This is a genomic window from Ruegeria sp. CDSC081 (assembly GCF_059610485.1).
Genome location: NZ_JBXWNS010000002.1, coordinates 471,067 through 494,815 on the forward strand (window position 1 = coordinate 471,067; position 23,749 = coordinate 494,815).

At 56.2% G+C, this 23,749-nt stretch carries 19 protein-coding genes and 1 tRNA gene; 12 read left to right on the forward strand and 8 right to left on the reverse strand.

Annotated features, from left to right (window positions below; genetic code table 11):
• Positions 1–32 precede the first annotated feature (32 nt).
• Positions 33–998 carry an ABC transporter substrate-binding protein gene (locus AC2FH9_RS05275; RefSeq protein WP_142639707.1) on the reverse strand — a complete coding sequence of 322 codons (966 nt, stop codon included), beginning with the start codon at positions 996–998 and terminating at the stop codon, positions 33–35.
• A gap of 274 nt (positions 999–1,272) precedes the next feature.
• On the opposite strand from AC2FH9_RS05275, the gene AC2FH9_RS05280 reads away from it, so the two are divergent.
• Entirely contained in the window at positions 1,273–2,151 is an 879-nt protein-coding gene (locus AC2FH9_RS05280) for a LysR family transcriptional regulator (RefSeq protein WP_496871022.1), read from the forward strand.
• Between the two features lie 61 nt (positions 2,152–2,212).
• Here AC2FH9_RS05280 and cuyB read toward each other — a convergent pair whose 3' ends face one another.
• Together cuyB and cuyA are read right to left on the reverse strand one after the other, a co-directional pair.
• Positions 2,213–2,914, reverse strand: a complete 702-nt coding sequence (cuyB, locus tag AC2FH9_RS05285; protein WP_496871023.1) for a cysteate racemase — start codon at positions 2,912–2,914, stop codon at positions 2,213–2,215.
• A 3-nt stretch (positions 2,915–2,917) separates the two neighbouring features.
• Positions 2,918–3,931 (reverse strand): D-cysteate sulfo-lyase, encoded by a 1,014-nt coding sequence (gene cuyA, locus AC2FH9_RS05290; RefSeq protein ID WP_496749406.1) that lies wholly within the window; start codon positions 3,929–3,931, stop codon positions 2,918–2,920.
• Positions 3,932–4,053: 122 nt separating this feature from the next.
• Between cuyA and AC2FH9_RS05295 the strand changes: the two genes are divergently transcribed.
• Positions 4,054–4,941, forward strand: a complete 888-nt coding sequence (locus tag AC2FH9_RS05295; RefSeq protein WP_496749407.1) for a LysR family transcriptional regulator — start codon at positions 4,054–4,056, stop codon at positions 4,939–4,941.
• Positions 4,942–5,370: 429 nt separating this feature from the next.
• On the opposite strand, the gene AC2FH9_RS05300 is transcribed toward AC2FH9_RS05295, so the two are convergent.
• On the reverse strand, positions 5,371–7,470 hold the full coding sequence (locus AC2FH9_RS05300; RefSeq protein WP_496871024.1) for a tetratricopeptide repeat-containing sulfotransferase family protein: 2,100 nt from the start codon (positions 7,468–7,470) through the stop codon (positions 5,371–5,373).
• A 346-nt stretch (positions 7,471–7,816) separates the two neighbouring features.
• On the opposite strand from AC2FH9_RS05300, the gene AC2FH9_RS05305 reads away from it, so the two are divergent.
• Entirely contained in the window at positions 7,817–10,579 is a 2,763-nt protein-coding gene (locus AC2FH9_RS05305) for an autotransporter family protein (RefSeq protein ID WP_496871025.1), read from the forward strand.
• 735 nt (positions 10,580–11,314) lie between these two features.
• Here AC2FH9_RS05305 and AC2FH9_RS05310 read toward each other — a convergent pair.
• The 4 genes from AC2FH9_RS05310 to AC2FH9_RS05325 form a co-directional block, all read right to left on the reverse strand.
• Positions 11,315–11,391 (reverse strand) — tRNA-Arg (locus AC2FH9_RS05310).
• A gap of 64 nt (positions 11,392–11,455) precedes the next feature.
• Positions 11,456–12,838: an ATP-binding protein gene (locus AC2FH9_RS05315; RefSeq protein WP_496749410.1), complete on the reverse strand. Its 1,383-nt coding sequence runs from the start codon at positions 12,836–12,838 to the stop codon at positions 11,456–11,458.
• 18 nt (positions 12,839–12,856) lie between these two features.
• Positions 12,857–14,275: a dihydrolipoyl dehydrogenase family protein gene (locus AC2FH9_RS05320; RefSeq protein WP_496699225.1), complete on the reverse strand. Its 1,419-nt coding sequence runs from the start codon at positions 14,273–14,275 to the stop codon at positions 12,857–12,859.
• 2 nt (positions 14,276–14,277) lie between these two features.
• Entirely contained in the window at positions 14,278–15,009 is a 732-nt protein-coding gene (locus tag AC2FH9_RS05325) for a TVP38/TMEM64 family protein (protein ID WP_496749425.1), read from the reverse strand.
• A gap of 297 nt (positions 15,010–15,306) precedes the next feature.
• Here AC2FH9_RS05325 and rpmH point away from each other — a divergent pair, with 297 nt between their 5' ends.
• The 9 genes from rpmH to yihA all read left to right on the forward strand — a co-directional run bounded on the left by rpmH (position 15,307) and on the right by yihA (position 23,692).
• Positions 15,307–15,441 carry a 50S ribosomal protein L34 gene (rpmH, locus tag AC2FH9_RS05330; protein ID WP_005632162.1) on the forward strand — a complete coding sequence of 45 codons (135 nt, stop codon included), beginning with the start codon at positions 15,307–15,309 and terminating at the stop codon, positions 15,439–15,441.
• Between the two features lie 25 nt (positions 15,442–15,466).
• Entirely contained in the window at positions 15,467–15,892 is a 426-nt protein-coding gene (gene rnpA / locus AC2FH9_RS05335) for a ribonuclease P protein component (protein WP_142639721.1), read from the forward strand.
• Positions 15,889–16,125 carry a membrane protein insertion efficiency factor YidD gene (gene yidD, locus AC2FH9_RS05340; protein WP_281973741.1) on the forward strand — a complete coding sequence of 79 codons (237 nt, stop codon included), beginning with the start codon at positions 15,889–15,891 and terminating at the stop codon, positions 16,123–16,125. The genes rnpA and yidD overlap by 4 nt, the downstream gene beginning before the upstream one ends.
• Before the next feature lie 66 nt (positions 16,126–16,191).
• A complete protein-coding gene (locus AC2FH9_RS05345) occupies positions 16,192–17,799 on the forward strand; it encodes an acyl-CoA dehydrogenase family protein (RefSeq protein WP_496749411.1) in 1,608 nt (535 codons plus the stop codon).
• 44 nt (positions 17,800–17,843) lie between these two features.
• A complete protein-coding gene (ttcA, locus tag AC2FH9_RS05350; RefSeq protein ID WP_496871026.1) occupies positions 17,844–18,737 on the forward strand; it encodes a tRNA 2-thiocytidine(32) synthetase TtcA in 894 nt (297 codons plus the stop codon).
• A gap of 73 nt (positions 18,738–18,810) precedes the next feature.
• Positions 18,811–20,355 carry a putative bifunctional diguanylate cyclase/phosphodiesterase gene (locus AC2FH9_RS05355; protein WP_496871027.1) on the forward strand — a complete coding sequence of 515 codons (1,545 nt, stop codon included), beginning with the start codon at positions 18,811–18,813 and terminating at the stop codon, positions 20,353–20,355.
• Between the two features lie 123 nt (positions 20,356–20,478).
• Positions 20,479–22,308, forward strand: a complete 1,830-nt coding sequence (gene yidC, locus AC2FH9_RS05360; RefSeq protein ID WP_496871028.1) for a membrane protein insertase YidC — start codon at positions 20,479–20,481, stop codon at positions 22,306–22,308.
• Positions 22,305–23,042, forward strand: coding sequence for an MOSC domain-containing protein (locus tag AC2FH9_RS05365; protein WP_496871029.1), 738 nt, complete (start codon positions 22,305–22,307; stop codon positions 23,040–23,042). The genes yidC and AC2FH9_RS05365 overlap by 4 nt, the downstream gene beginning before the upstream one ends.
• Complete coding sequence (yihA, locus tag AC2FH9_RS05370; protein WP_142639735.1) at positions 23,039–23,692, forward strand: ribosome biogenesis GTP-binding protein YihA/YsxC; 654 nt, start codon at positions 23,039–23,041, stop codon at positions 23,690–23,692. The genes AC2FH9_RS05365 and yihA overlap by 4 nt, the downstream gene beginning before the upstream one ends.
• The last annotated feature ends 57 nt before the right edge of the window (positions 23,693–23,749 follow it).

A 23,749-nucleotide genomic window follows, 5' to 3' on the forward strand; every position in this document is an offset into this window, starting at 1 on the left:
CAGATGCCGCCACCCTGTTTCTGGAAGTGGGATCAGAGACCCAGCCAAGCGTCGACGCGATCCGGGTTCGCTTCGACCCATTCGCGGGCAACCTCTGCCGGATCGCGACCTTTGCCGCTGATCTCATAGGCGAAACCGCTGACATCATCTGCAGTCAATGCGAAATTCGCGAAGAAATCAGCAATCGCAGGTGAGCGGTCTGGCAACGTATTGGACCATGCGATCTGGACGTTCTTCAGGGCGTCTTTGGTGGCAACACTGGATTTGCTATACCAATCCGGATCGTCCGATGGCTGCACCATCACGTATTTTGCCGGGTCGAACGTCGGCTCGCTCAGCATTTGAACGTCGAACATGTACCAGACCGCGTGTGGCTTGTAGCAATAGAAGGCATAGCCCTCGCCTTTGGCGATGCTGTCTTTGATACGCGCGGTCTTCACGCTTTCTTCTGCACGCACGGGCTCGATGAAATCAAGCAGACCGTAGTCGCGCGTTTTCACCTCGTTCACATTGGCCGAAGCCCAGCCGGGGGCGCCAATCCACATCTCACCCTTGCCGTTGCCATCGCTGTCCATCAGGGCGGCGACATCAGGGCGGCCCAGATCAGCTATGTCGGTGATATTGTTAGCCTCACCAAAGTCCTTGCTGACGCAAAAACCCTGATTGCCTTCGTAGGGGTTCGAGGACAAAGTTACCGTACCGGCCTCGTCGACATATTTCTTGGTAAAGCTCTCCTGATTGGGCAGCCACACATCTGGATGCACGTCGATGTCACCTTTGCCCTGATCCATGGCTTGAAAGATGGTTGCATTGTTACCGGGCACATATTCAACCGTCCCGCCGATGCGCGTTTCAACAACGGCACCCAGAAGATGAGCGATTGCCTGCGCCCCGGTCCAAGACGGCACACCGATTTTAACCTCTTCCGCCGCGAATGCGGGCATCGCATAGATACCTACCGCCGCTGCCATACCAAATGCCTTTAGCTTGTTTCTCATGATAGTCTCCTCTGTTGAATTGCGCCGTATTTTGGCGTCGTTTTTTTAGTCAATCTCATTCCCATCGCTCGGGGGTGTCGTACAAAGTCGTCTCGGGCTGCGACTTCGGACAGAAGGGGAAAAGGGGGACAAACCGCCAGGCCCTAGCTTAAAATCTAGAGCATGAGGTTTTCTGAGGGCCAATTCGAACATTTCATCAAACTATTCCCGCAATGCATAGTTTTGAGTATGCTCGACCAATGCTTCCTTGGAAATGCAGGTACACACATTGGATTTGAACTGGCTGCGCGACTTTGAATGCCTCGCCCGGACACTGAACTTCACCCGAGCCTCCGATGAACGCAACATCACACAATCCGCATTCAGTCGTAGAATCAAAGCGTTGGAGAGCTGGGTCGGGCTGCCTCTGGTCAATCGCGCCACCTATCCTGTTCAATTGACAGAAGCAGGTCAACAATTCTTGCCGGTCGCTTTAGCGGCGATCTCACAACTGTCAGAATCCCGTCAATCGCTGCGGGATGCCGATCGTGGGGATAGCCGTTTCATCCGGTTTTCGGTCCTCCACACGATCGCGGTTAATTTTTTGGCAAGTCGCATCGAAGAGTTGCAGATGCAAATTCCCGATCTGCGCACTCGAGTATTGTCCGATTCCCTAAGCACCTGCTGTGACCTGTTGGTCGAGGGCGCAGTGGACATTCTCTTGTGTTACAATCACCACTCGGTTTCACCGATGATTGATGAAACCGCATTTGAGCGAAAAGACCTGTTAAAGGATCGTCTGGTGCCAGTGGCTACAGCTAATTCAGCGCGTGCCATGGGTTGGAGTCTCGCAGAGCAGGATGGCCCACCCATCCCCTATCTGGCATATGATCGTTCTTCGTTTTTAGGCATGGTTGTAGAAAATACCATAGACCGCAAACCCCTGAACGCCGAGACGATTTATGTTGATAGTCTGGTTGAGACAATCAAGAGACGCCTGATTACCGGAAGCGGCTTTGCCTGGATGCCCGAAACCGCGATTTCGCCAGAGCTGGACGCAGGATTGCTGGTGCCAATCGGCGATGACGCGTGGTGTGCCACCTTGACGATTTCCGCATTTGCCAATCCGGCGACCTTTGATCAGACAGCGCAACAGCTTTGGGACCAATTATGAACAAAGGTATCTGTTGACTTGCAGATTGCCTCCGAACGCTGTGGCGCACTTATTCAATCGCCTAAACTTGCCCTGCGTGGGAAAATTCGACAATCGTCTGGACAAGCAGGTCAATCGTATCAATGGCATTGACCTCGGCCGCAACACTATCAGCGATGAGCGAGAATTCTGAGCAAGCCACAAGCTGCAGGTCGGCCCCTGCGGCAACAAGTTCTTTCGAGGCAACTCTTAGTGTTTCGCGCGCCTCTTCGCACAGACCGTCCGTCTTAATTTTCCGGATCGCTGCAAGCATCTTTTCATCACCTGCGGACCAAACCACCGACAGCCCGCGCCTGTGCAACGCTGTCTCGAATAGCTGCGTATGTCGTACGGCGGGCGAGGCAAGCATCCCGACACATCCCCCTGATCCGAGCGTCCCAGCCGCATGATCAGCCGTCAGTTCGACCACGTTCAGCAAGGGTATTTCCACGGAGTCCGTAATCGCCTTGGCATAGTGATGGGCGGTGTTGCACGGCATCGCCAGCGCTAAGGCTCCAGCATCTTCTAGCCGACGCGCCATAGCGGCAAGCGTCGGCCCCGGATCCTCGCCGACGCCCTCGAGCAGATGACGAACCCGCGACGGCACCTGCGGGTTCATGTCGATCAACAAAGGTATGTGGTCTTGGTCATCAGTTGCGGGTACGGCCGCCACCAGCTTGCGCTGGAGGAGGATCGTCGCTTCGGGGCCCATACCGCCAAGAATTCCAACCGGGCGCAATGTCATGGTTCAGACAGTCACCCAGCGGTTTTGATGATCAAAGGCAAAATCATACCCCCCAAGGGCTGCGGCACCCCCGGTGTGCAGGAACACAATCCGTTCGCCGTTGAACTCACCCTTGCGGGCAAGATCAATCAGACCGGCCGCGCCCTTGGCGGAATAGCACGGATCGAGAAGGATGCCTTCGAGCTCTGCAAACATCTGGATCGCCTCTATGCCGCTTTTCGTTGGCAGGCCATAGCCCTCGCCGACATAGTCAGTATTGGCCTTCACGTCTTCGCGCTTGACCACGCCTGCGCAGCCCAGTTTTTCAGCGGTTTTGCAGGCGAGGTCAAAAACCATCTGTTCTTGCTTGGGCTGAGGCGCCCTTGTGCCGATGCCCAGCACGGGCACCTGCGCATTCATGGCACACATGCCAGTCACCAACCCGGCCTGCGTTCCTGAAGAACCGGTTGCATGCACCAATCTGTCAATTTGCAAACCACTGTTATTTGCTTGTGCCAACAGTTCAAAGGCCGCGTTAACATAGCCAAGTGCGCCGGTCGGGTTCGATCCGCCGCCAGGGATGACATAGACATTGTGCCCTTCCGCGCGCTTCTTTTCGGCTGCTTTTTCCATCTCACCCGGCATGTCATGGCCGCCGGGAAACTTCTCGGTGGTTGCGCCATGCAAATGGTCTAGCAGGACGTTACCGTTCGTATTGTAGTTTCCATTTTGGTAACCGGTGCGATCCTCCAAAAGGATGTGACAGGCAAGCCCCAGCTTGGCGGCAAATGCAGCCGTCTGCCGACCGTGGTTGGTTTGCGTGGCCCCTTGGGTCATCACCATGTCGGCACCCTGCGCCTCGGCCTCAGCCATTAGAAATTCAAGCTTGCGGGTCTTGTTGCCACCGGTCGACATACCGGTGCAATCATCGCGTTTGATCCATATTTCGACCCCCAGCTCCTTTGACAATCGAGTCATGGGTTCAAGCGGTGTTGGAAGATGGGCAAGATGCAGGCGGGGAAAACGGGCAAGGTGCATGTCGTGGTTCCTAATATTTGCTTTTGTCAACTTACTGCGCGCTGAAGCACATTCCTAATTCGAACTTCGGTACATAAATTGCAGGAATTGCATGTTGTCACGAACTGCACTATCGATCCGCCATGCGTCTTGAGTGGATCGATGATATATTGGCCGTGCTTGATAGCGGCTCTCTCGCCCGCGCCGCTGAAAAGCGATTGCTGACGCAATCCGCCTTTACTCGGCGGGTGCGGCTTATCGAAGACAACATCGGCACAACCCTGTTTGATCGCCGCCGCAAGCCAGTCTCTTTGATGCCTGGTGTGCGGGATCTGGAATTTGAATTACGTGAGCTCAGCACCCGGCTGCATAGGCTTCGACACACCTTAAAGACAGCGAGTGATCAGACAGGCAAATCGCTGTCTTTTGTTTGCCAACACGCGCTCACCACGACAATTTCGCCCGAAATTGTTCGTGTTTTAACTGAAGGTGGCGAAATCTCGGTTCGCGTGCGTTCAGGAAATCAAGACGAGTGCCTGATGCATCTGATTTCAAAAGAAGTTGATTTTTCCATCATGTATGCGGTGCCCGATGACAGTATTCAAGAACCCGCTAACGCGTTTGAAACCAAAACGCTCGGGATGGATACTTTGATTCCGGTCTGTGCGCCCACTGTGCGCACGCAAGTGACGGAAGACGTAATTCCTACAATCAGCTACCCGCCCGAAGTCTTTCTCGGGCAGGTCTATTCCAGGATGATTGCGCCGCGATTACCTGAAGGTAAAACCGCAGTACCCAGGGCTGAAACCGCACTTACGTTGGCCATACTACAATACGCCTTGAATGAAATCGGCATCGCGTGGTTGCCCCGCTCTCTAGTGGCGACCCACCTTTCTGAGGGCGCGCTTGTGTGCATTGACGATGTGCTGCCCACACAGCTTCTGGCAATCAGGGTAGTCCGCTTGGCAGAATCTCAGCCAGATCATGCAGAGCAAATATGGAAACAACTTGAAGACATTTTCAGTTTCTAGTTTTCCCGCAGCACCCTCTATCCCAAATGGTATGCCGCCCCTGATCAGAAGGGCTTGGTTTCCCTTACACACCCTTCGCCAGACCGAAAAAAACGAAGCCCACACGCAAAACGCTTCGTTATCGCAAATACTGCTACATCCTAAGCACCTGATCCTGGCAGCAGTCGTCTCTCGAACATGCCCAGCTGCCAAAGAAGCGATACAAGCGAGTGGCCACTTTGACTGTTGTGGGTTTTGAAATTCGAATACGCGGCGAACGTCTGTTTCCCGCCCTGGCAGCTAGGTTTGCTGACTCTCCGTCGCTTGTGGCTGGATGAACAAAGTACGATTGCTTGCACTCAATTTCATGTGCGGCTCAGAGGAATTTGCCTCAATAACAGCACGCCTTAGTAGATCCGACACCTTTTAGAACCAATATCCATCCAAAGATCATCGAAACGGAATCCTTGCTTCTCCGATTGTCTCGATAAGCGGTGCTAAGTGAGATTCGTAGTTTCGCCATTTCTCCTTTGACGAGCTGTATAATGGCTGGCGCACTTGCTGAACACTTGCAGTGCGGACACGTCGTGCCCCTTTGTAAAACTCGAGACAACGATTATCCCACTCGAGGCCACAATATGCTATCAAGCGTCGCGCTTCGAACTCGATATCATCGATAAGGCTCTCATAGTGAATGGTGTGAAAGCTGCCGGCGGGGAGAACTTCCTTCCAATGCTGCATAACGCGCACATAGGCATTGAAGTATCGACCCAATTCGATCTGGTCGTAGCTGTGGAGCTGACTGCGCTGAAACACTCGGGTGAAGCAGGACAGACACGTATCTAGCGGATTGCGCGCGACATGCACGATCCGCGCATTGGGCATGATCGCATGAATCAGGCCAACCATCAGAAAGTTCGCAGGCATCTTATCAACGATATAAGGTTTACCAGGAGCGTGCGCATCGAGCCGCTGGACATATCGTTGGGCGCGTTTTGAAAGCTCCTGATCCGAGAGAGCCGCAATCAGACTTCCAGTTTTCTTGTTTCCACCGCGCAGTTGATCGGTGAAAAGTTTGTGCAAATAGTTAAGCTCTCCGGCTCCGAATACGTCTGAATGGCTGGCGAGGATCGACTCCGTCAGCGTCGTTCCAGACCGCGGCATGCCAACAACAAAAATTGGCTGGCTGCTGTCCACCGAGCTCTGGTGAAGTTTTTCGAGCAGTTCTGGTGTAAAGGCCGTGATCAGGTCGTCTGCCGTTTCCTCGATTTGGTCGGCATCAAAATCGATAATGCTGCGCTTTATTGCAGCCCCTTTTGCAAAATGCTCAAAAGCGCTGTCGTAGCGCTTGAGGTCCTCATAACATTTTCCCAATGCGTAGTGATACGATACCGATTGTTCAGGAAGCATCTTGTCGGCTTCAGGCAAAGCAGCCACAAGACCCTGAAAATCAAGGTTGTCTTCGGTAACTTTATCCAACTTAACCAACGCGATCTGCGCATTCAAACGCGCCTTGTCCCTTTCTGCGGCCTTGTTGAACCAGCCGCGGGCAGCGTCAAAATTGCCCTGCTCCATCTCCAGATGGCCCAATGCGATCATTGTGGCCGAGAAATCCGGCTTTAGCTCAAGGGTCTTCTCGTAGTTGGCAAAACCGGCCTCGAGGTCGCCAAGGTGCGATTTGCAAACGGCGATATAGTGATATGCAGGCGCGTGGCCGGGGTCTAAGTGCTGCGCTTTTTCTGCCTCGACAAGGGCAAGTTCATGCAGGTTTTTCTCGATCAGGACCTGCGCAAGCCCGACATAAGCTTCGGGCTTTTTTTCATCTAGCGAAATCGCATTCCGAAAACAGCGTTCGGCTTCGTCCCATTCGCTCTGCAAAACGTGTAACCGTCCCCGATTGCGGTGCAACTCTGCGGAAATATACCCCTTGCCAAGACAGTCATCTGCAAAATCTCTAGCTTCTTCTAGCTCCTCAGCTTCTATCATTACAGAAATGAGATTGTTGACACTCTCGAGATAGTCCGGGCGCAAATCTAGCACCCTACGATAGAACGAGATTGCCCCTTCACTGTCCTCGTTGTCGCGCGCGATTGATCCCAGATTATTCAGCGCAGCAATCAGATCTGGATTAAGGGCCAGCGCTCTCTTCTGAGATGCCTCGGCTTCGGATAAATCACCTATATCGTAATAGGCAAGCCCAAGGTTTGAATGCGCATTTGCAACCCCCGGGGCAAGCTGGACTGCACGTTTGCCAACCCTGATCGCTTCTTCAGGTTTTCCGTTCGTGCGTAACACCTCGGTGAAATTCGACAGGAACCCAGCATTGTCCGGCTGTAATCGGATCGCTTCGCGCATAGCATTTTCAGCTGGCCCACTCTGACCGGTTTGAAACGCAATTACGCCAAGCAATTGATGCGCTGGCGCGTATTCGGGCGCAGCCTTGAGCACTTGGTTCAGAACATTGACAGCTTTATTCAAATGCCCTGTATCGTAGGCCTGAACTCCTTGGTTGTAGGCCTCACCGATGGATAATGTCTGGTTTTTAGGCATTCAAGTAGCTCCGGGCTGGCGCATGACGACAGCCTGATCTCAAGCGCCGTCAAGTCGCCACATTGTGTTGCAGTTTTCCTACGGATTTCCAACAGCAATAGGTCATCCTATGCAATGGAAAATTGGTAGATTGCATACATGTTAACGATTTATTAACGGTTCGTAAGCGGAGCCGATTGCAAAAACGCGACGAGTTCCGAGAAAAAAACAAGATAATCTAACGGGATAGTAAATGTCTAATAATGGGTCGAGGGCGAACGCCCCCAAGCTCCGTGGGGGGCGTATTTTCAAGTGGAAAGGCCAAATTGTCAGCGCGGCTCCAGCTGCGTTGCTGGCACAAGTATCAATGGTTGCCCTGATGGCCGGGGACGTACATGCGGATACGATCTCGAATGTGGTGACGACACCTCAGATTTTCTCGACCGATGCGGATCACAAAGTAACGGCAAGCGGCGCGATCGAGATAACTTCTTCCACCGCTGCAGCTTTGACGATCACGACCGATTACTCAAGCACGTTCACGAATAACGGGACAATCTCGGTCACGGCAACGGATACCGATACTGCGACGGCACTTTTGCTGGACGGAAATTTGCAACAATCCGGTGCTTTGGTGAACAATGGCACCATTTCTGTAGATGTCACCGGGTCTGATCCTCAGGATATCTATGGCTTGCTGGTGAACGGTGACGCCGACGGGGTAATCCAAAACACCGGAACGATTGATGTCGACGTGTTGTCCACGGATGGCGATATCGAGGCCTGGGGTATCTACGTTGACGGTGACGTTTCTGAAACAGGTAAGATCGTCAACACCGGGACGATCAAGGTTGATGGGCTGATCACCGACGGAAGCACCGCATCAATCTACGGTATTGCGGTCGACCGCGACGTCGCGGGTGTGATCAGAAACAGCGGCACGATTGATGTCCGCGCCAGATCATTCGCCGATGATTATGCCTATGCCTGGGGCATTTACGTGCAAAGTGACCTGGAAGAAACCGGTCAGATCGTGAACTCGGGAACAATCAAATCGGTTGCCATATCGACCAGTGACAGTACCGCGTCTGCCTTTGGGATCGAAGTCAATGGCAATGCGGACGGTGTGATCCGCAATACCGGCACATTGGAGGTTCTGGCCTCTGCCCCGTCGACCTATGAGGCGATTGCCTATGGAATTTTGGTCGATCGTGACCTGTCCGGTCAGATCGATAACAGCGGTACCATCGAGGTAACCGCAATCGGTGTTGAATCCGACGCTTCTGCTTTCGGCATTTACGTCGATGATGACGTATTGTCTGGCGCGTCCGTACATAACAGCGGTACAATCGAGGCCTTTGCCAGCGCGGATACCGATGACGTAGCATATGCGGGCGGGCTTTACCTTGAGGACCTTGTTGACGGGATCGTGGTAAACTCGGGCACGATTACGGCCACTGCTTTGTCTCTCAACACCGCGGACGAGGCGACCGCGACGGGCATTTATGCCGGGGATGACGTTTCCGGTGCAATTCGTAACTCGGGCACTATGACGCTTTTCGCAGAAGCTGCCGAAGATTCTGCAGAAGCCTCGGGGATTTACCTGACCGATAACCTAAGCGGCTCTCTGGCAAACTCGGGTGAGATTACAGCGACTGCGATTTCGCATGACACCTCTGCCGAGGCCTATGGGATTTATGTTGATGAAATCGTAACCGGTGACATCAAGAACACCGGAAGCATCACCGTCACCGCCAATGGTGCGCAACAGAATGGTGGGCCACCGCCAAACGCATCCGAGGCATTCGGCGTGTACGCCGGCGACATGCAGGGAACGTTCTCGAACACGGGCCCGATTACCGTGCACGCCACCGGCAGTTCCGGCACCCGTGCAGCCGGTATTCAGTTCGACAATTTCGACGGAACGATTCATGATCTGGGGACCATCAGGGTTTCGGGGAATGATGAGGTCTACGCCGTCTACCTTGGAACCGGCACGGGGACGCTGAATGTCGATACAATGGACGACGTTGAGGGTCTGATCCGCGTTCAGGACCATGACGTGAACCTAGAAGCCAAAGGCGGCAGTGGCGTGTTTGCGTTCGAAGATGCCGCGCCGGGTACGGGTACCTTCAAGACCACCGTGTCTGACGGGCAATCCGCTTGGTTCGTGCAGGACAAGGGCGGCGCGGCCCCGATCTATTCTGTGGTCGACGGCAATGACATTGCACCATCGGGCGATGTCGCGGCCTTCTACGGCAGCATTGTCGGCGGCAGTGGCAATGCGCTCAGCTATGGTCAGGGGCCGCAGGTCGCGCAGGGCGCAACTTTCGCTGGTTTCCGGCCCTTCGCAATGGTCGACGCCCAGTATCGAGAGTTCGAGAGCGGCTCGAACGATGACACGGACGTGACGATGTTCAGCGGAAGCGCCGGGTATACGGGGCAGATGGACAACGGAGTGTCTCTGGCTGTTGCCATGGGCGTGTTCACTTCGGATGGTGACAACAGCACCACTGATTTTGACACGAATGGCTTCTATCTTGATGCCGCAGTAGGCCGTCAGTTTGGTGCCTACACGCTGGATGCCGGATTCGGCATTGGTTGGCTCACGACTGATCGTAGCCGGTCGATCTCGGGCAGCTCTGACGCCAAGGCCGACTATAACAGCAGGCTGTTGACCGCGAACATCGGGGTCGAGCGTGCATTCGACGTCAGTGACGATTTCGGTTTGCTTGGTTTTGCCAGCGCCCGTTACACCAACCAAAAGGATGACGGCTATACCGAGACGGGGTCATCTGCGAATGCCACCGTCGGCGATATCACCACCGAAGTTGTCGAGGCCCGTTTGGGGGTTGAGGCATCAAAGGACCTTGAAAACGGCGGTGTTCTCAGCGGTCAGCTTGGCGGCGTGTTGCGGCGCGACCTAGGCAGTTCCGAGGGCGACGTAACCGTCTTCTCTCAGACTGAGTCTCTGGCCTTTGCGTCCACCGACTTTACCGGCGCCAGCGTCGTGGTCGGCTATGAGAAAGATCTCGTTCAGGACATGCGCCTTGAACTGACGGCTGAACAGGAAATCGGCAGCGACGCTCAGGGGCCATTCCTGCGCGCCGGACTTCGCTGGTCGTTCTAGATCTAAAGAGCACTGCGGCACCCAGAGCGGTGCCGCAGAAATCAGCTCCACGCTGAACTATGTCGGGCTATTTGGTGTATAGTGTTGACCCTTTCAAAAGCCTATTTGAGCTTTTCAAGTGGTCGACAATTATCCGAACATTTTTGCGGTTGCCTGAAACCTATTGTGTAACTGTTTCTTGAGCTTGTGTACCCGCCAATGCCTCAAGGAGGGCTGCGCCACAGCGAACGGCCGGAATCCGCCCGATTCATTAGAGTAACAACGCGTTCCGGCGCAAAAAGTAACGGCGCAGCCAGCTCCGCCGCACTTGTTTTAGGGCCAGCGGGATTTGGGCAAGCCAAACGCCTCTGGCCATTAGGGGTAAGACGCTGCATTCCCCCTCGGGCAACCCTATTAGACAAAACCGTGTCCTCGGCTGCGCCTGCGGGCCGCACCACCCCTGTCGAATAGCATTGCCTCGCCCCCATCCGCGTTCGCCACGTGGCAGATCAGCAGGAACAGGCGGCTTCGGCGTCTGATCCGCAAATCAGCCCTGATTTTCCCAAAAGGAAGTCAGATCAAACCAAACTGTCTGCGGGAGTCTGAGATGGAGGCGGCGTGTTAGTTGATGACGCAAAGATCAAATTCAACTGATGTCCAACTTTGGGGGCGCCTTCTGATGTCGAACATTCACTGCTTTTCTGGTCCAACTGTGACGGTTGGGTCAGGTTCGTGTGACGTTCAACAGGAAACCAGTGGCGGACCGAGGAGGATTCGAACCCCCGACCCCTTGATTCGTAGTCAAGTACTCTATCCAGCTGAGCTATCGGTCCGCGTTGGTGAGGCGCTATGTAGACCCGGCATTCGGGACGTGCAAGTCGATTCTGTAAAAATAATTCAAAAAGCCCCATCGCCCCGCGGGAGGCGAATTTCAAAGGTGGTACCTGTTGACCCTGTCTCGGTCAGAACAAGGTCACCCCCATGGCCCCGCAACAGTTCCTGTGAGATCGCCAAGCCCAGACCCGACCCGCCTTTGCGGACGCCACCCTGAAAGGGTGTGAACAGATTTTCACGCGCTTTGGCCGGCAGGCCCGGCCCTGTGTCGCTGACCTGAATACACCAGTTGGCGTCCTGCTCTTGCCCGGACAGGGTGATCCGACCGGGCTTTCCTGATGCAACCAGCGCCTGACGGGCATTTCGAACGAGGTTCATCATGACACGGAAAATCTGTTCAGGATCAGCTCGTACGACCAACTCTTCCGACACATCATTGATGATCTCGACACAGGCATCGGCAACGGCAAGTTTCTCGCTAGCAACCACATCCTCGGCCACAGTGCGGAGCGGAACCAGTGTAAGCGACGGTGCAGGTTCTTCAGCGCGGCCAAATGCCAATGTGCTTTCGCACAGGGTTACCGCTCGGGTGATCGAGTTCACCAGCTTAGGGGCCATGCGACGCACCAACGGGTCTTCGCTGGATTCGATCCGGTCGGTAAACAGCTGGGCCGAGGTCAGGATGTTGCGCAGATCGTGGCTCACCTTGGCCACAGCCCCGCCCAGCTGCGCCAGACGCTCGCGCTGTTTCAGGGCCTGGGTCAGTTCGGTTTGCAACTGTTTCAGCGCCTCTTCGGCCTCGCGCAGCTCGGTCACTTTGGAATCCGGTGAGATGATTCCACGGGCATCTTCGGGGGCGCTGGCATAGCGCTGCATATATCCGACAACGCTTTTGATGGGCTTTACCAGAACCACCCGAACCGCAAGAAACAGGAAAAAAGCCGTGATGATCGAAATCACAAATGAAAGGCCCAGAATGCGTAACCCATAATCCGTCATCGCCATACGCAAAGGCATGCTGTCAGTCGTCACCTCAATCAGCAGACCTGCGCCTTTCACAGGCTCGCCAATAACACGGATGACTTCATTTTCCGGCGTGAACAACCGCACGACAGCATCCCGGATCAAAACCCATGGTCGCGCGTCACGCAGGTCATAGGTCTTGCTGATCTGCCCTGGAATAGGAGAGGACAGCATCAACTGGCGCATCTCGTCTCGCCGCAGAACCACGTTATAGACGCCCGCATTGGCCAGCAGTTCAGCCTCAAGGTCCTCGGCCAGCATATCATCGGCCAACAAAGCGAGCGAGGCGATCTGAGCGCGCTCCAGCCGGTTCAGCAGGAAATCTTCGCGGAATCGCGCAATCGAAGGGACAAAAATCAGAACCTCGGCCAACATCACGAAGACCGTCGTCAGGATCAGAAATCGGCCTGACAGCGAGTTCACATTGCTCTCCCTTCCAGGTCAGGGCATCCAGCGCTGGACGAACCTGACCACACGTTTAACCGTTTGATTCTCAAACAGCCTTGGTGAGAAATAAGCGCCCGCCACCCGTTTGTTAAGCTCTCCAATCGTCGGATAGGGCGAAACCATGGCGGCAACCTGCCCCATCTTCAGATTATTGGCCAGCGCCAGCGACCACAAGCTGATCAGCTCACCCGCCTGATGGCCAACAATTGTGGCACCTACAGGTCGGCCTTTGACGACCATGACCTTGATGAAACCATTCGTTTTACGCTCGGAAATGGCGCGGTCGTTGTGGTGATAGTCAAACCGAGCAATTTCCATCTTATCGCCATGCTCGGCGCGCGCCTGCACCTCGGTCAGGCCAACCTGCGCCAGCTCGGGGTCGGTGTAGGTCGCCCAGGGGATATGTGCGGTTTTCGCCTTGGAGGGCAGCCCAAACAGCGCCGAACGAATGATAATCCCCGCGTGATAGCCCGCCACATGAGTGAATTGCAGCCCACCCGCGACATCTCCGATCGCATAGACCCTGCGGTTTGTAGTACGCAGAGAGGCATCCACCTTGATGCCGGATCGCGTTGGCTCAATTCCGGCGGCGGCAAGATCAAGACGTTCGATATTGGCTTTCCGCCCCGCACCCAGCAGCAGGTGCGTGCCCGAGAAGATTTCCCCATTCTCTGTCACGACCTCAACCGCGCCATTTGTACTGCGAATCTGTGCCGCCATCGCCCGTTCATGGATCTCGACGCCTTCAGCGCGCAGGCTGTCCAGCACGACCTCTGCCGCCTCGGGATCATCCTTGCCCAACGCCTTCTGCCCTTCGATGACTGTGACCTTGCAACCGAGCCGAATATGCGCCTGCGCCATCTCCATACCGATGGGGCCGCCGCCGATGATCAGCAGATGATCGGGCTTGTCGCGCAAGTCGAAGACGGTCTCGTTGGTATAATACGGCACCTTGTCCAAACCGGGTATCGGCGGGACCAAGGGGGATGAACCTGTTGCAATCACAACCCGCCGCGCGGTGATCAGGTGATCCCCCGCCTGAACCTGTGTCGGAGAGACGAAGCTGCCAAATTCCCGGATTACCTTGACACCAAAGCTTTCGAACCGCTCTTGGCTGTCCATCGGCTCGATCTGCGCAATCACATCATGCACGTGGTCCTTGGCGGCGGCGTAATCCACCTGTGGCACCACATCCGCCACACCCAGCGCCGAGGCATGCGCCTGCCCATAGGCGGCCTTTCCGCTGGCAATCAGGGCCTTGGACGGGACGCAGCCGAAATTCAGACAATCCCCGCCCATCTTGTGACCTTCCAGCAGGATCACATCCGCACCCATCTGGCTCGCCCCCGCGGCGACCGACAGCCCACCTGACCCGGCCCCGATCACCAGGATATCGGATTTCAGTTCTTGCATGATCAGCTGTCCTTTTGGCCGCGCAGCGTTTTGATCAGAATGGGCAGAGCCGCCAGCACGCACAAGCCAACAATCGGGCCGATAACGAAGGGCTCCCACAGCAGTGAGACGTCCGGCGTCTCACCCCGGTCGAACACTCCGCCCAGCCCGACGCCAATCCAAGTATAGACGATACCGCCGGGAATGATGCCCAGCGCCGTGGTGAACAGAAAGTTGCGGAACTTCACCCCCACCAGCGCCGGCACCAGATTGGCCACAAAGAACGGAACCACCGGGACAAGGCGCAGCAGGAACAGGACCGAGATCTCATTCTCGCGCAGGCCGTCCTTCAGCTTTTTGATCGTGCCTTCCGAGGCCTCAAGACGCGCCGTCAAGGACGCCCCCAACCCCCAGCGCGCCGCCAGAAAGATCACCGAGGCGCCGATAGTTGCTGCAAAAATGTTGAAGACCGTGCCTGCGAAAAGGCCAAACAGGAACCCTCCGGTCATCGAGGCCACCGCAGCACCGGGCAGCGAGAACGCAACGATGGCAATGTAAATCGCTATGAACGCACCTGCCATTGCCCAGTAATTGGCATCACGCCAACCCAAAAGGGCCTCTCGATTGTCGCGCAGGGTCTCAAAAGTCAGGTAATCACCCAGAGTAAAGAACCCCACAGCGGCGACGGAAAGAATCACCAGCAAAGGAATATGTTGCGCAAGCCCGCTGCGCGGGGCCTGAGTTGTATCGCTCATGGGGTTGTCCGGTTTTATACGTTTCATTCTGGCCCCAACATGCGACGTCGCGCCTCTGTGCAACAGGGGGTCTCACGTTGCCTTGATCTTCTCGACAGTGAATGTGAGGGTTTCGTGCCGCAAATCCGCGTTTTTGAAATCTTTCGCCCCGCCGGATTACAGAATTGTTGCAAAAGGCGGCAAAACCCCCACCAAGGGGTTTGACTTACCCCCCGCTTGGCAGTAGAGGACGGGCTTCGAACACCACGGGCAGGCGAATCCGCGCTGCACCCGACCGAATAGATTGGAGACGGAGCGATGAAACGCACCTATCAGCCTTCGAACCTGGTTCGCAAACGCCGCCACGGTTTCCGCGCGCGCATGGCCACCAAGGCCGGCCGCAAGATCCTGAACTCGCGCCGCGCACGTGGCCGCAAGTCGCTGAGCGCATAAACCGCTCACCGATCAGGTTATGAACATGACGCCGCCGGAGGCCCCTGAGGATGGTAAGAACCAACCTGGGGATACGCCCCCGGCGGCGTCCGTTTGCGCATCCGAAACTTTGACCATTCTCAGGAAACGATCCGAATTCCTGAACGCTGCGCGTGCGCGTCGGCAGGGCACATCATCAATGATGGTGCAGGCGCGCAAACGCGCCGAGGGCGAGGCGGACGGGATTCGCGTCGGTTTCACCTGTTCCAAAAAGGTCGGCAATGCCGTGGCTCGCAACCGGGCCAAGCGACGCCTGCGCGAAGCTGCGCGCGCGGTACTGCCTGAGAAGGGGCAGGACGGCTGGGATTACGTGCTGATCGGTCGCGCCGATGTCACAGCCGGACGCCCCTATGCGGCGCTGCTGGATGATTTGCGCTATGCTCTGCGTAAAGTCCATGCTGCGCGGAAATGACATTGCTCTCGCATATCCTTGCCTTACCCATTCGGGCGTACCGGTTGCTGTTCAGCCCTTGGGTCGGGTTCAACTGCCGCTATCAGCCTACATGCTCGGCCTATGCGTTGGAGGCGCTGGAAAAACACGGTGCCATCAAAGGCACATGGCTGGCCGCGCGACGGATTGGGCGCTGCCACCCTTTGGGTGGTGACGGGTATGATCCGGTTCCGGACCGTGAAGATCCCTCCTGACCCGTCGTCGGACTTGACCGGAGCGCACCTTCGCTGAACAGTTGTGCTGTTCAATTCGAGGGCCAGATGACATCTGACGCGCGCCATTCCCTACCCACGCATGACGTTCTGAACCAGCCGCCTGTGCGCGGAGATTTAGACCTTTGGGCCTCTGACCCAGTACTGCAAAATGTGGCAGGCGCGCGAAGCTCTATTCTTCCCAACTATGGTGCAGACCTTGGGCGTGCTGCAGTGAGAGACATGGCGCGCGAGGCCAATTTCCACTCCCCAGAACTTGTTCTGTTTGACCAAGGTGGACGCCGCCTGGATGAAGTGCGTTTCACTCATTCATACCATCACCTGATGCAACTCAGTCAATCATCCGGATACGCAGCCGTTGCCTGGTCTGACCTACCGAATGGTCACGCCACCCACGCCGCCATGGTCTACCTTGCCAGTCAGGTCGAACCCGGACATTGCTGCCCGCTGACCATGACTTACGCAGCCGTTCCAGCACTTGCGGCGAATGAAGAGATTGCCTCGATCTGGGTTCCCCGATTGACGGAATGGAACCACGATTCCTCTATCGCTCCTATCGCCTCCAAAAAAAGCGCCACGCTGGGCATGGCGATGACTGAGAAACAGGGCGGCTCGGACATTCGCGCCACTACAACGACGGCCACACGCGACGGAGATCACTGGCGGTTGCGTGGGCATAAATGGTTCTGCTCGGCCCCGATGTCCGACGGTTTCCTGACACTTGCCCAGACCCCCGGCGGTCTGACCTGTTTCCTTGTGCCCCGCTGGCTGGGCGGCGAACGCAACGCAATCCACCTGATTCGGCTGAAGAACAAGCTGGGCAATCGGTCCAACGCTTCGGCCGAGATTGAATACCATGATGCGCTGGCCTATCAGCTTGGCGATGAGGGCGCGGGTGTGCGCACGATCCTGGAGATGGTGCATCACACACGGCTCGACACTGCGATGGCCCCGGCAGGTCTGATGCGGGCGGCCCTCAGCGAAGCGCATCACTGGGTCAGCCATCGCAGCGCCTTTCAGCGCCGGTTGATTGACCAACCCCTGATGCGCATCGTTCTGGCCGATCTCGTGCTGGACTGGGAGGGGGCGCTGACACTGGGAATGCGTGTGGCGCAGGCTTTTGACGGTCATACACCCGAGGATAAAGCCTTTTCCCGCATCGCTGTTGCACTCGCCAAATTCCTCAACAACAAACGCTGTCCAGCCGTCGTGGTCGAAGCCATGGAGGTGTTGGGCGGCATGGGCTATGTCGAGGACACCCCCCTGCCCCTGCTCTACCGTGAAGCCCCTTTGAACGGCATCTGGGAAGGTTCGGGCAATGTGATCTGTCTGGATATCCTGCGCACCCTGACCCGCGACCCCTTGGCCGCCCAGGTCCTGCAGGCCGAGCTTGAGGCGGCAACCGGAGTGAACCGCCACTATGATGCGGCGCTGAGGGACCACCGCGCCCGCTGGACCAATATCCCACCCGAAGCCGAGGCGCGCTGGTTTGCGGAGCGCACTGCTTTGCTGCTGACGGCCTCTCAACTGATACGCCAAGCGCCCGGGCCGGTCGCTGATGGATTTGTGGCGTCTCGGTTGACAGGTAACAATGGCCGCATCCCCGGTTCGGTGTCCGGGCTGGACACTGGTGCCCTGCTTGCGCGGTTGGGCTGACCCGCACACTTGCCCGGATACGCCATCTGCTGTAGGGGCAGCGCATGTTTGACGAAGCTGACGATATCCATCCGCTGTTTGCCGGCGCGCCTTCGACCACCGAGTTCAAGAAGCTGCGCAAACGCATCGTTCGCCACACCCGCGAAGCCATCGAACACTATGGCATGGTGGACCCGTCCGCGCATGAGAAAGACGGCAAGCCACCCCGCTGGTTGGTCTGCCTGTCAGGCGGTAAGGACAGCTATACCTTGCTAGCGGTTCTGTACGAGCTGAAATGGCGCGGCCTACTACCGGTCGATCTGCTGGCTTGCAATCTGGATCAGGGCCAGCCGGGTTTTCCCGCTACCGTCCTACCCGAGTTTCTGGAACGCATGGGTGTACCGCACCGCATCGAATATCAGGACACTTACTCGGTCGTCATGGACAAGGTTCCCCAAGGCCGCACCTTTTGCGCGCTATGTTCGCGCCTGCGCCGGGGCAACCTGTACCGCATCGCGCGGGAAGAGGGCTGCTCGGCCGTGGTGCTGGGTCATCACCGTGACGACATCCTTGAGACGTTTTTCATGAACCTGTTCCACGGCGGCCGTCTAGCAACGATGCCGCCAAAGCTGGTGAACGAAGAAGGCGACCTGTTCGTCTTTCGCCCCCTTGCCCATGTCGCCGAGGCGGATTGCGAGAAATTCGCCAATGCGATGAACTACCCAATCATCCCTTGTGACTTGTGCGGCAGCCAGGACGGGTTACAACGCCAGCAGGTCAAACAGATTCTCGATCAGTGGGAAAAAAACAGCCCCGGACGGCGGCAAGTGATGTTTCGCGCCTTAACCAATACGCGCCCTTCGCACCTTTTGGACCCGAAATTGTTTGATTTCGTTAATCTTTCCATCAATTCGAGCGAAAAAACTGAAAAAACGGATGATATTCCACAGCTGCGTTAACGAGTGACTCAGACTGATTTTCTACGGTTTGACCTGAGCGCAAGATGCTCAGGGTAAAGGCGAAGACGAACCGATGAGGAAATCTGTTTCCGTTGATCAATTTCTCGATACTCTCACCACGTATCTGAGTGGCCCGCCGGTGCTGGCCTTTGCTCCCGCCATTTCGCTTGCGGCTTTCTGGATCGGTGGAGAACGTGCGCTTGTCGTTGTGGCACTGAGCCTACCGTTGCTGATCGTCGCCTTCGCCTCAGTCAGACGCACGCAAACTGCACGCATCTCTCCACTGCACCAACACGGAAGACTCACGCCAACGGATAAGTTTGCCGCCGAACTTGAAAATTTCTTTGACCGTACCGATCACAATAACATGGGATCGGCTTGTATGATTATAGCCTTAGACGGGTTCACTGAATTTGTTGACCTGCACGGAAATGCGGCCGCGACCCATCTGTCCAGCCAATTTTGTGACCGCATCTTCTCGGTCATTCGAACCGGCGATATTGCGACACGATTAGACGAGTGCAAAATAGCCATCGGCCTGCGCCCGTCACAGCATCTCGATCTCGAAGCCTGTATTCAAATGTCGGGCCGCATCCAATCCGCCGTTGAAGAGCCGATCACCCTAAACGGCACCACTGCCTATGTCTCGTGTTCAATCGGTTTTTGCCTGCAATCCGCAATTCGCGGATCCGGGTTTGAAAATTGGATTGATGCCGCATCTGCTGCGCTATGCGAAGCTCAGCGTAATGGGCCCTCAACGATCCGCGCCTTTTCAAACGAAACCCGCCGTAGATCCAATATCAGGGCCAACCTTCGCAAAGAGTTCGAGGCTGCGCTGGACAACGGACAAATCCGCCCCTGGTTTCAGCCTCAGGTTTCCACAGATACAGGGCGGGTTACGGGGTTTGAAGCCCTGGCCCGCTGGGAGCACCCGCAAAAAGGCATCTTGAACCCACAGATATTTCTGCCTTTTGCCGAACAGGCCGAGCTGATGGAGAGGCTTGGCCAGACGATGCGGCATCATGCATTCTCCGCGATGTGCGACTGGGGCCGGAACGGGATTCACGTCCCACGAATCGGAATCAACTTTTCTTCGGACGAGCTACGAGACCCCGCTCTGCTGGACCGATTGAAATGGGAAATGGACCAAAACGACCTGACGCCCGACCGACTGGCTGTCGAAATTCTGGAAACCGTGTTTTCGCGACGTCCGGACGATGTGATTACCCGCAACGTGACCAGCCTTGCAGCACTTGGCTGTTGTATCGATCTGGATGATTTCGGCACTGGACATGCCTCGATCGCCTCGATCAAACGGTTTGATGTGACGCGGATCAAGATAGACCGAACTTTTGTGGCCAAGGCGGACAGTGATGCATCGCAACAACAATTGGTCAGTGCAATTCTGACTATGGCCGAAAGGTTGAATGTGGAAACACTCGCCGAGGGTGTTGAAACCACCGGTGAGCACGCGTTGATGGCACAGCTTGGTTGTGACCACGTTCAAGGCTTTGGCATTGGCAAGCCCATGCCGTTCGAAAAGACCATGGATTGGATCTCGGCCCACCAGAACAAAGTCAAAGGCATTCCCAAGATTGGACGGCAAGCGGGTTCCTGATCGCAGGTTTTCACCACAAAAGCCCAATCTGGAACCATAAGGCGGGCGAATCCGCTTGACCTTTGGGGCTGCACTCTGTTGAACCCACCGGGTGTGTTTCACTGCTTAAGGTGGCTGTCCCAGATGGACGATCAGAACAAGAATCTCATCCTCGCAACCGCGCTCAGCTTTGTCGTGATCCTGGTTTGGTTCGTGCTGTTTCCACCGCCCGAGCAAACCACCATTACTGATCAGGCTGAAATCAGCGCCATCGAAAGCGATGAGGTTCAGACCCCCAGCGCCTCCAGTGCGGGCACCGTAGGCGAAGCCACGGCGAGCGCAGAAGAAACGCTGCCCGGGTCCGAGGCCGCGCGGATCAAGATCGACACGCCCCGCCTCGAGGGCAGCCTGTCGTTGTCCGGTGGCCGCATCGATGAATTGTACCTGAAGGATTATAAAGTCTCGATCCAGGACGACGCACCGATTGTCGAACTGTTCTCTCCGGTTGGATCTGAGTCTGCATATTATGCGCTCTACGGATGGGCGCCTGGCGCTGGTGTCACCGGTACGGACGTACCCGGGCCGAACACGGTCTGGATCGTCGAAAATGGTGAAACACTTAGGGTGAACGCTCCAGTTACGTTGAAGTGGGAGAATGGCAACGGCTTGACCTTCCGCCGTACCATCTCGGTGGACGAGAACTATATGTTCGAAGTCACTCAAGCCGTCGAAAACAACACACAGACCGAGGTCGGCATGGCGCCCTATGGCATCCTTGCCCGCCATGGCATCGGCGAAGATGGCGACCTGCCCGGACTGAAGAATTTCTTCATCCTGCATGAAGGCGTGATGGTCATGGCCGACGGTGTTCTGGATGAAATCGACTACGGCGATGTGCGCGACTTTGACATTGATCCGAACGAACGGGCGCAAGCCGAGGTCTTTCAGGTCAAAGACGGTGGCTGGGTCGGCTTTACTGATCACTATTGGATGACCACCCTGATCCCGGCTGAGGGCACGACCTTCAAGGCAGCAGCCAAATACGATGCCCGTCGCAAGATCTATCAGACGGAAACTGTACTGCCGACATTGCTTGTCGCACCTGGGGCTATTGAAGAGGTAACAACCCAGCTGTTTGCCGGTGCCAAGGAATGGGAAACCATTCGCGAATATCAGGCCGAAGGCGTTCAAAAGTTCATCGACAGCATCGACTGGGGCTGGTTCTATTTCCTGACCAAGCCGATCTTCTGGCTGCTGCACAATATTAACGCCCAGATCGGCAACATGGGCTGGTCGATCATCGGCCTGACCCTGATCATCAAGGCGATCTTGTTCCCGCTCGCGTTCAAGTCCTATGTCTCGATGGCGAAGATGAAGGAACTGCAGCCGCAGATGGAGGCGCTGAAAGAGGCCGCTGGTGACGATCGTCAGAAAATGCAGCAAGGTATGATGGAACTGTACAAGAAGGAAAAGGTTAACCCCGCCGCGGGCTGTTTGCCGATCCTGATGCAGATCCCGATCTTCTTCTCGCTGTATAAGGTGATCTTTGTCACCATCGAACTGCGTCAAGCACCGTGGTTTGGCCCGTTTCAGGACCTCAGCGCACCGGATCCCACGTCAATCATGAACTTCTTCGGCTGGCTGCCTTGGGCCGGGCCGCAACCTGACACCCTTATGGCGCTGATCTTCATCGGCATCCTGCCACTGTTGCTGGGGATTTCGATGTGGCTGCAGCAAAAGCTGAACCCGGCACCAACAGACGCGACACAGGCAATGATCTTTGCTTGGATGCCCTGGGTCTTCATGTTCATGCTCGGTGGGTTTGCCAGCGGCCTTGTGGTGTACTGGATCGCGAACAACACGATCACCTTTACCCAACAGTATCTGATCATGCGCAGCCAGGGTTATAAACCGGATGTATTTGGCAACATCAAATCCGGTTTCAAGCGCGCCGCTAAGACGGATGACAAATGACGGCTGAAGTCACCCATATTTGGCGGCATCCTATGAAAAGCCACGGCCACGAAGCCGTGCAGACCGTGACAGTGACCCCCGGGCAGACAATGCCCGGGGATCGCGTTTGGGCAGTTGCGCACGAAGCGTCAAAAGCCGATGGCACGAAATGGGTACCCTGCGTCAATTTCAGCCGAGGGTCAAAAGCCCCAAACCTGATGGCCATTTCCGCCAATCTGGACGCGAATTTGCTGACCCTGACCCATCCCGATCGCCCCGATCTAACCTTTGACCCGGATCGGGAACAGGACGTTTTTCTGGATTGGGTGCGCCCACTGATGCCCTCGGACAGGGCGGCATCTGCCCGGATCGTTCGGATACCAGGGCGTGGGATGACAGACAGCGATTTCCCGTCAATCAGTCTGTGCAACATGGCCTCTCACCGGGCGGTTGAACAAAAACTGGGGCAAGACCTGTCAATCAAACGCTGGCGTGGTAACATCTGGTTCGATGGCCTGCCCCTGTGGGAAGAATTCGACTGGCTCGACCGCGAGTTGCAAATCGGTGAGGCCGTATTCCGCGTCCGCGAGCGGATTGTGCGCTGTTTGGCGACCACTGCGAACCCCGATACCGGCGACCGCGATGCCGACACTTTGGGCGCGCTGAACAGCTGGGGCCATCAGGATTTCGGCATCTATACCGAAGTGGTTCGCGGCGGGGTAATCTCGGTCGGTGACAAGGTGATACCGTTATGAGCACCCTACCCTTCCCTCTGGCCCAAGATCCCGATGAATTCTCGTTGGAGCGCGGACGCAAGCTGTTTGCGGGGCCTTCCGAGTTCGTCAAAGGCGTTGTCGCCATGAGCGGGCTGCCCGACCCCGACCGTCTTGAGGTCTGTTTCGCAGGCCGTTCAAATGTTGGCAAGTCCAGTTTGATCAATGCGCTGACCGGAACCAAGGGGCTGGCGCGCGCGTCGAACACGCCGGGTCGGACGCAGGAAATCAACTTTTTCACCCAGGGCCCAGAGCTATATCTGGTCGACCTTCCCGGCTATGGCTATGCCAATGCGCCGGTTAAGGTGGTGGAAAAGTGGCAGCGGTTGCTGAAACAATATCTCAGTGGCCGACAGACCCTGCGCCGGGCCTTTGTCCTGGTTGACGCGCGCCATGGGGTAAAGCCTGTTGATGCCGAGATTATGAAGCTGCTGGACACCAGTGCCGTAACCTTTCAATGCGTGCTGACCAAGGCAGACAAGGTCAAGGCCAATGAACGCGAAAAGGTTCTGAATCAGGTGCGCTCGGCCCTGTCAAAACACCCCGCCGCTTTCCCCGAAATCGTGCTGACGTCGTCCGAAAAAGGGGATGGTATCCCAACGTTGCGCTCGATCATCACGCATCTGGAATAGCTTGGCCCTTGGCAGCACCTTTCAAAGGCCCTAACACGGTGGGCCAGAGGGACCTTA

What these genes read in the sequence shown, in the direction of transcription:
- yidD (WP_281973741.1), top strand. Translation starts at nt 15,889, where the DNA reads ATGACATTGCTCTCGCATATCCTTGCCTTACCCATTCGGGCGTACCGG.
- AC2FH9_RS05365 (WP_496871029.1), top strand. Translation starts at nt 22,305, where the DNA reads ATGACGGCTGAAGTCACCCATATTTGGCGGCATCCTATGAAAAGCCAC.
- AC2FH9_RS05275 (WP_142639707.1), bottom strand. Translation starts at nt 998, where the DNA reads ATGAGAAACAAGCTAAAGGCATTTGGTATGGCAGCGGCGGTAGGTATC.
- AC2FH9_RS05345 (WP_496749411.1), top strand. Translation starts at nt 16,192, where the DNA reads ATGACATCTGACGCGCGCCATTCCCTACCCACGCATGACGTTCTGAAC.
- yidC (WP_496871028.1), top strand. Translation starts at nt 20,479, where the DNA reads ATGGACGATCAGAACAAGAATCTCATCCTCGCAACCGCGCTCAGCTTT.
- cuyB (WP_496871023.1), bottom strand. Translation starts at nt 2,914, where the DNA reads ATGACATTGCGCCCGGTTGGAATTCTTGGCGGTATGGGCCCCGAAGCG.
- yihA (WP_142639735.1), top strand. Translation starts at nt 23,039, where the DNA reads ATGAGCACCCTACCCTTCCCTCTGGCCCAAGATCCCGATGAATTCTCG.
- AC2FH9_RS05305 (WP_496871025.1), top strand. Translation starts at nt 7,817, where the DNA reads ATGGTTGCCCTGATGGCCGGGGACGTACATGCGGATACGATCTCGAAT.
- ttcA (WP_496871026.1), top strand. Translation starts at nt 17,844, where the DNA reads ATGTTTGACGAAGCTGACGATATCCATCCGCTGTTTGCCGGCGCGCCT.
- AC2FH9_RS05295 (WP_496749407.1), top strand. Translation starts at nt 4,054, where the DNA reads ATGCGTCTTGAGTGGATCGATGATATATTGGCCGTGCTTGATAGCGGC.
- rnpA (WP_142639721.1), top strand. Translation starts at nt 15,467, where the DNA reads ATGACGCCGCCGGAGGCCCCTGAGGATGGTAAGAACCAACCTGGGGAT.
- AC2FH9_RS05300 (WP_496871024.1), bottom strand. Translation starts at nt 7,470, where the DNA reads ATGCCTAAAAACCAGACATTATCCATCGGTGAGGCCTACAACCAAGGA.
- AC2FH9_RS05355 (WP_496871027.1), top strand. Translation starts at nt 18,811, where the DNA reads ATGAGGAAATCTGTTTCCGTTGATCAATTTCTCGATACTCTCACCACG.
- AC2FH9_RS05325 (WP_496749425.1), bottom strand. Translation starts at nt 15,009, where the DNA reads ATGAGCGATACAACTCAGGCCCCGCGCAGCGGGCTTGCGCAACATATT.
- cuyA (WP_496749406.1), bottom strand. Translation starts at nt 3,931, where the DNA reads ATGCACCTTGCCCGTTTTCCCCGCCTGCATCTTGCCCATCTTCCAACA.
- AC2FH9_RS05320 (WP_496699225.1), bottom strand. Translation starts at nt 14,275, where the DNA reads ATGCAAGAACTGAAATCCGATATCCTGGTGATCGGGGCCGGGTCAGGT.
- rpmH (WP_005632162.1), top strand. Translation starts at nt 15,307, where the DNA reads ATGAAACGCACCTATCAGCCTTCGAACCTGGTTCGCAAACGCCGCCAC.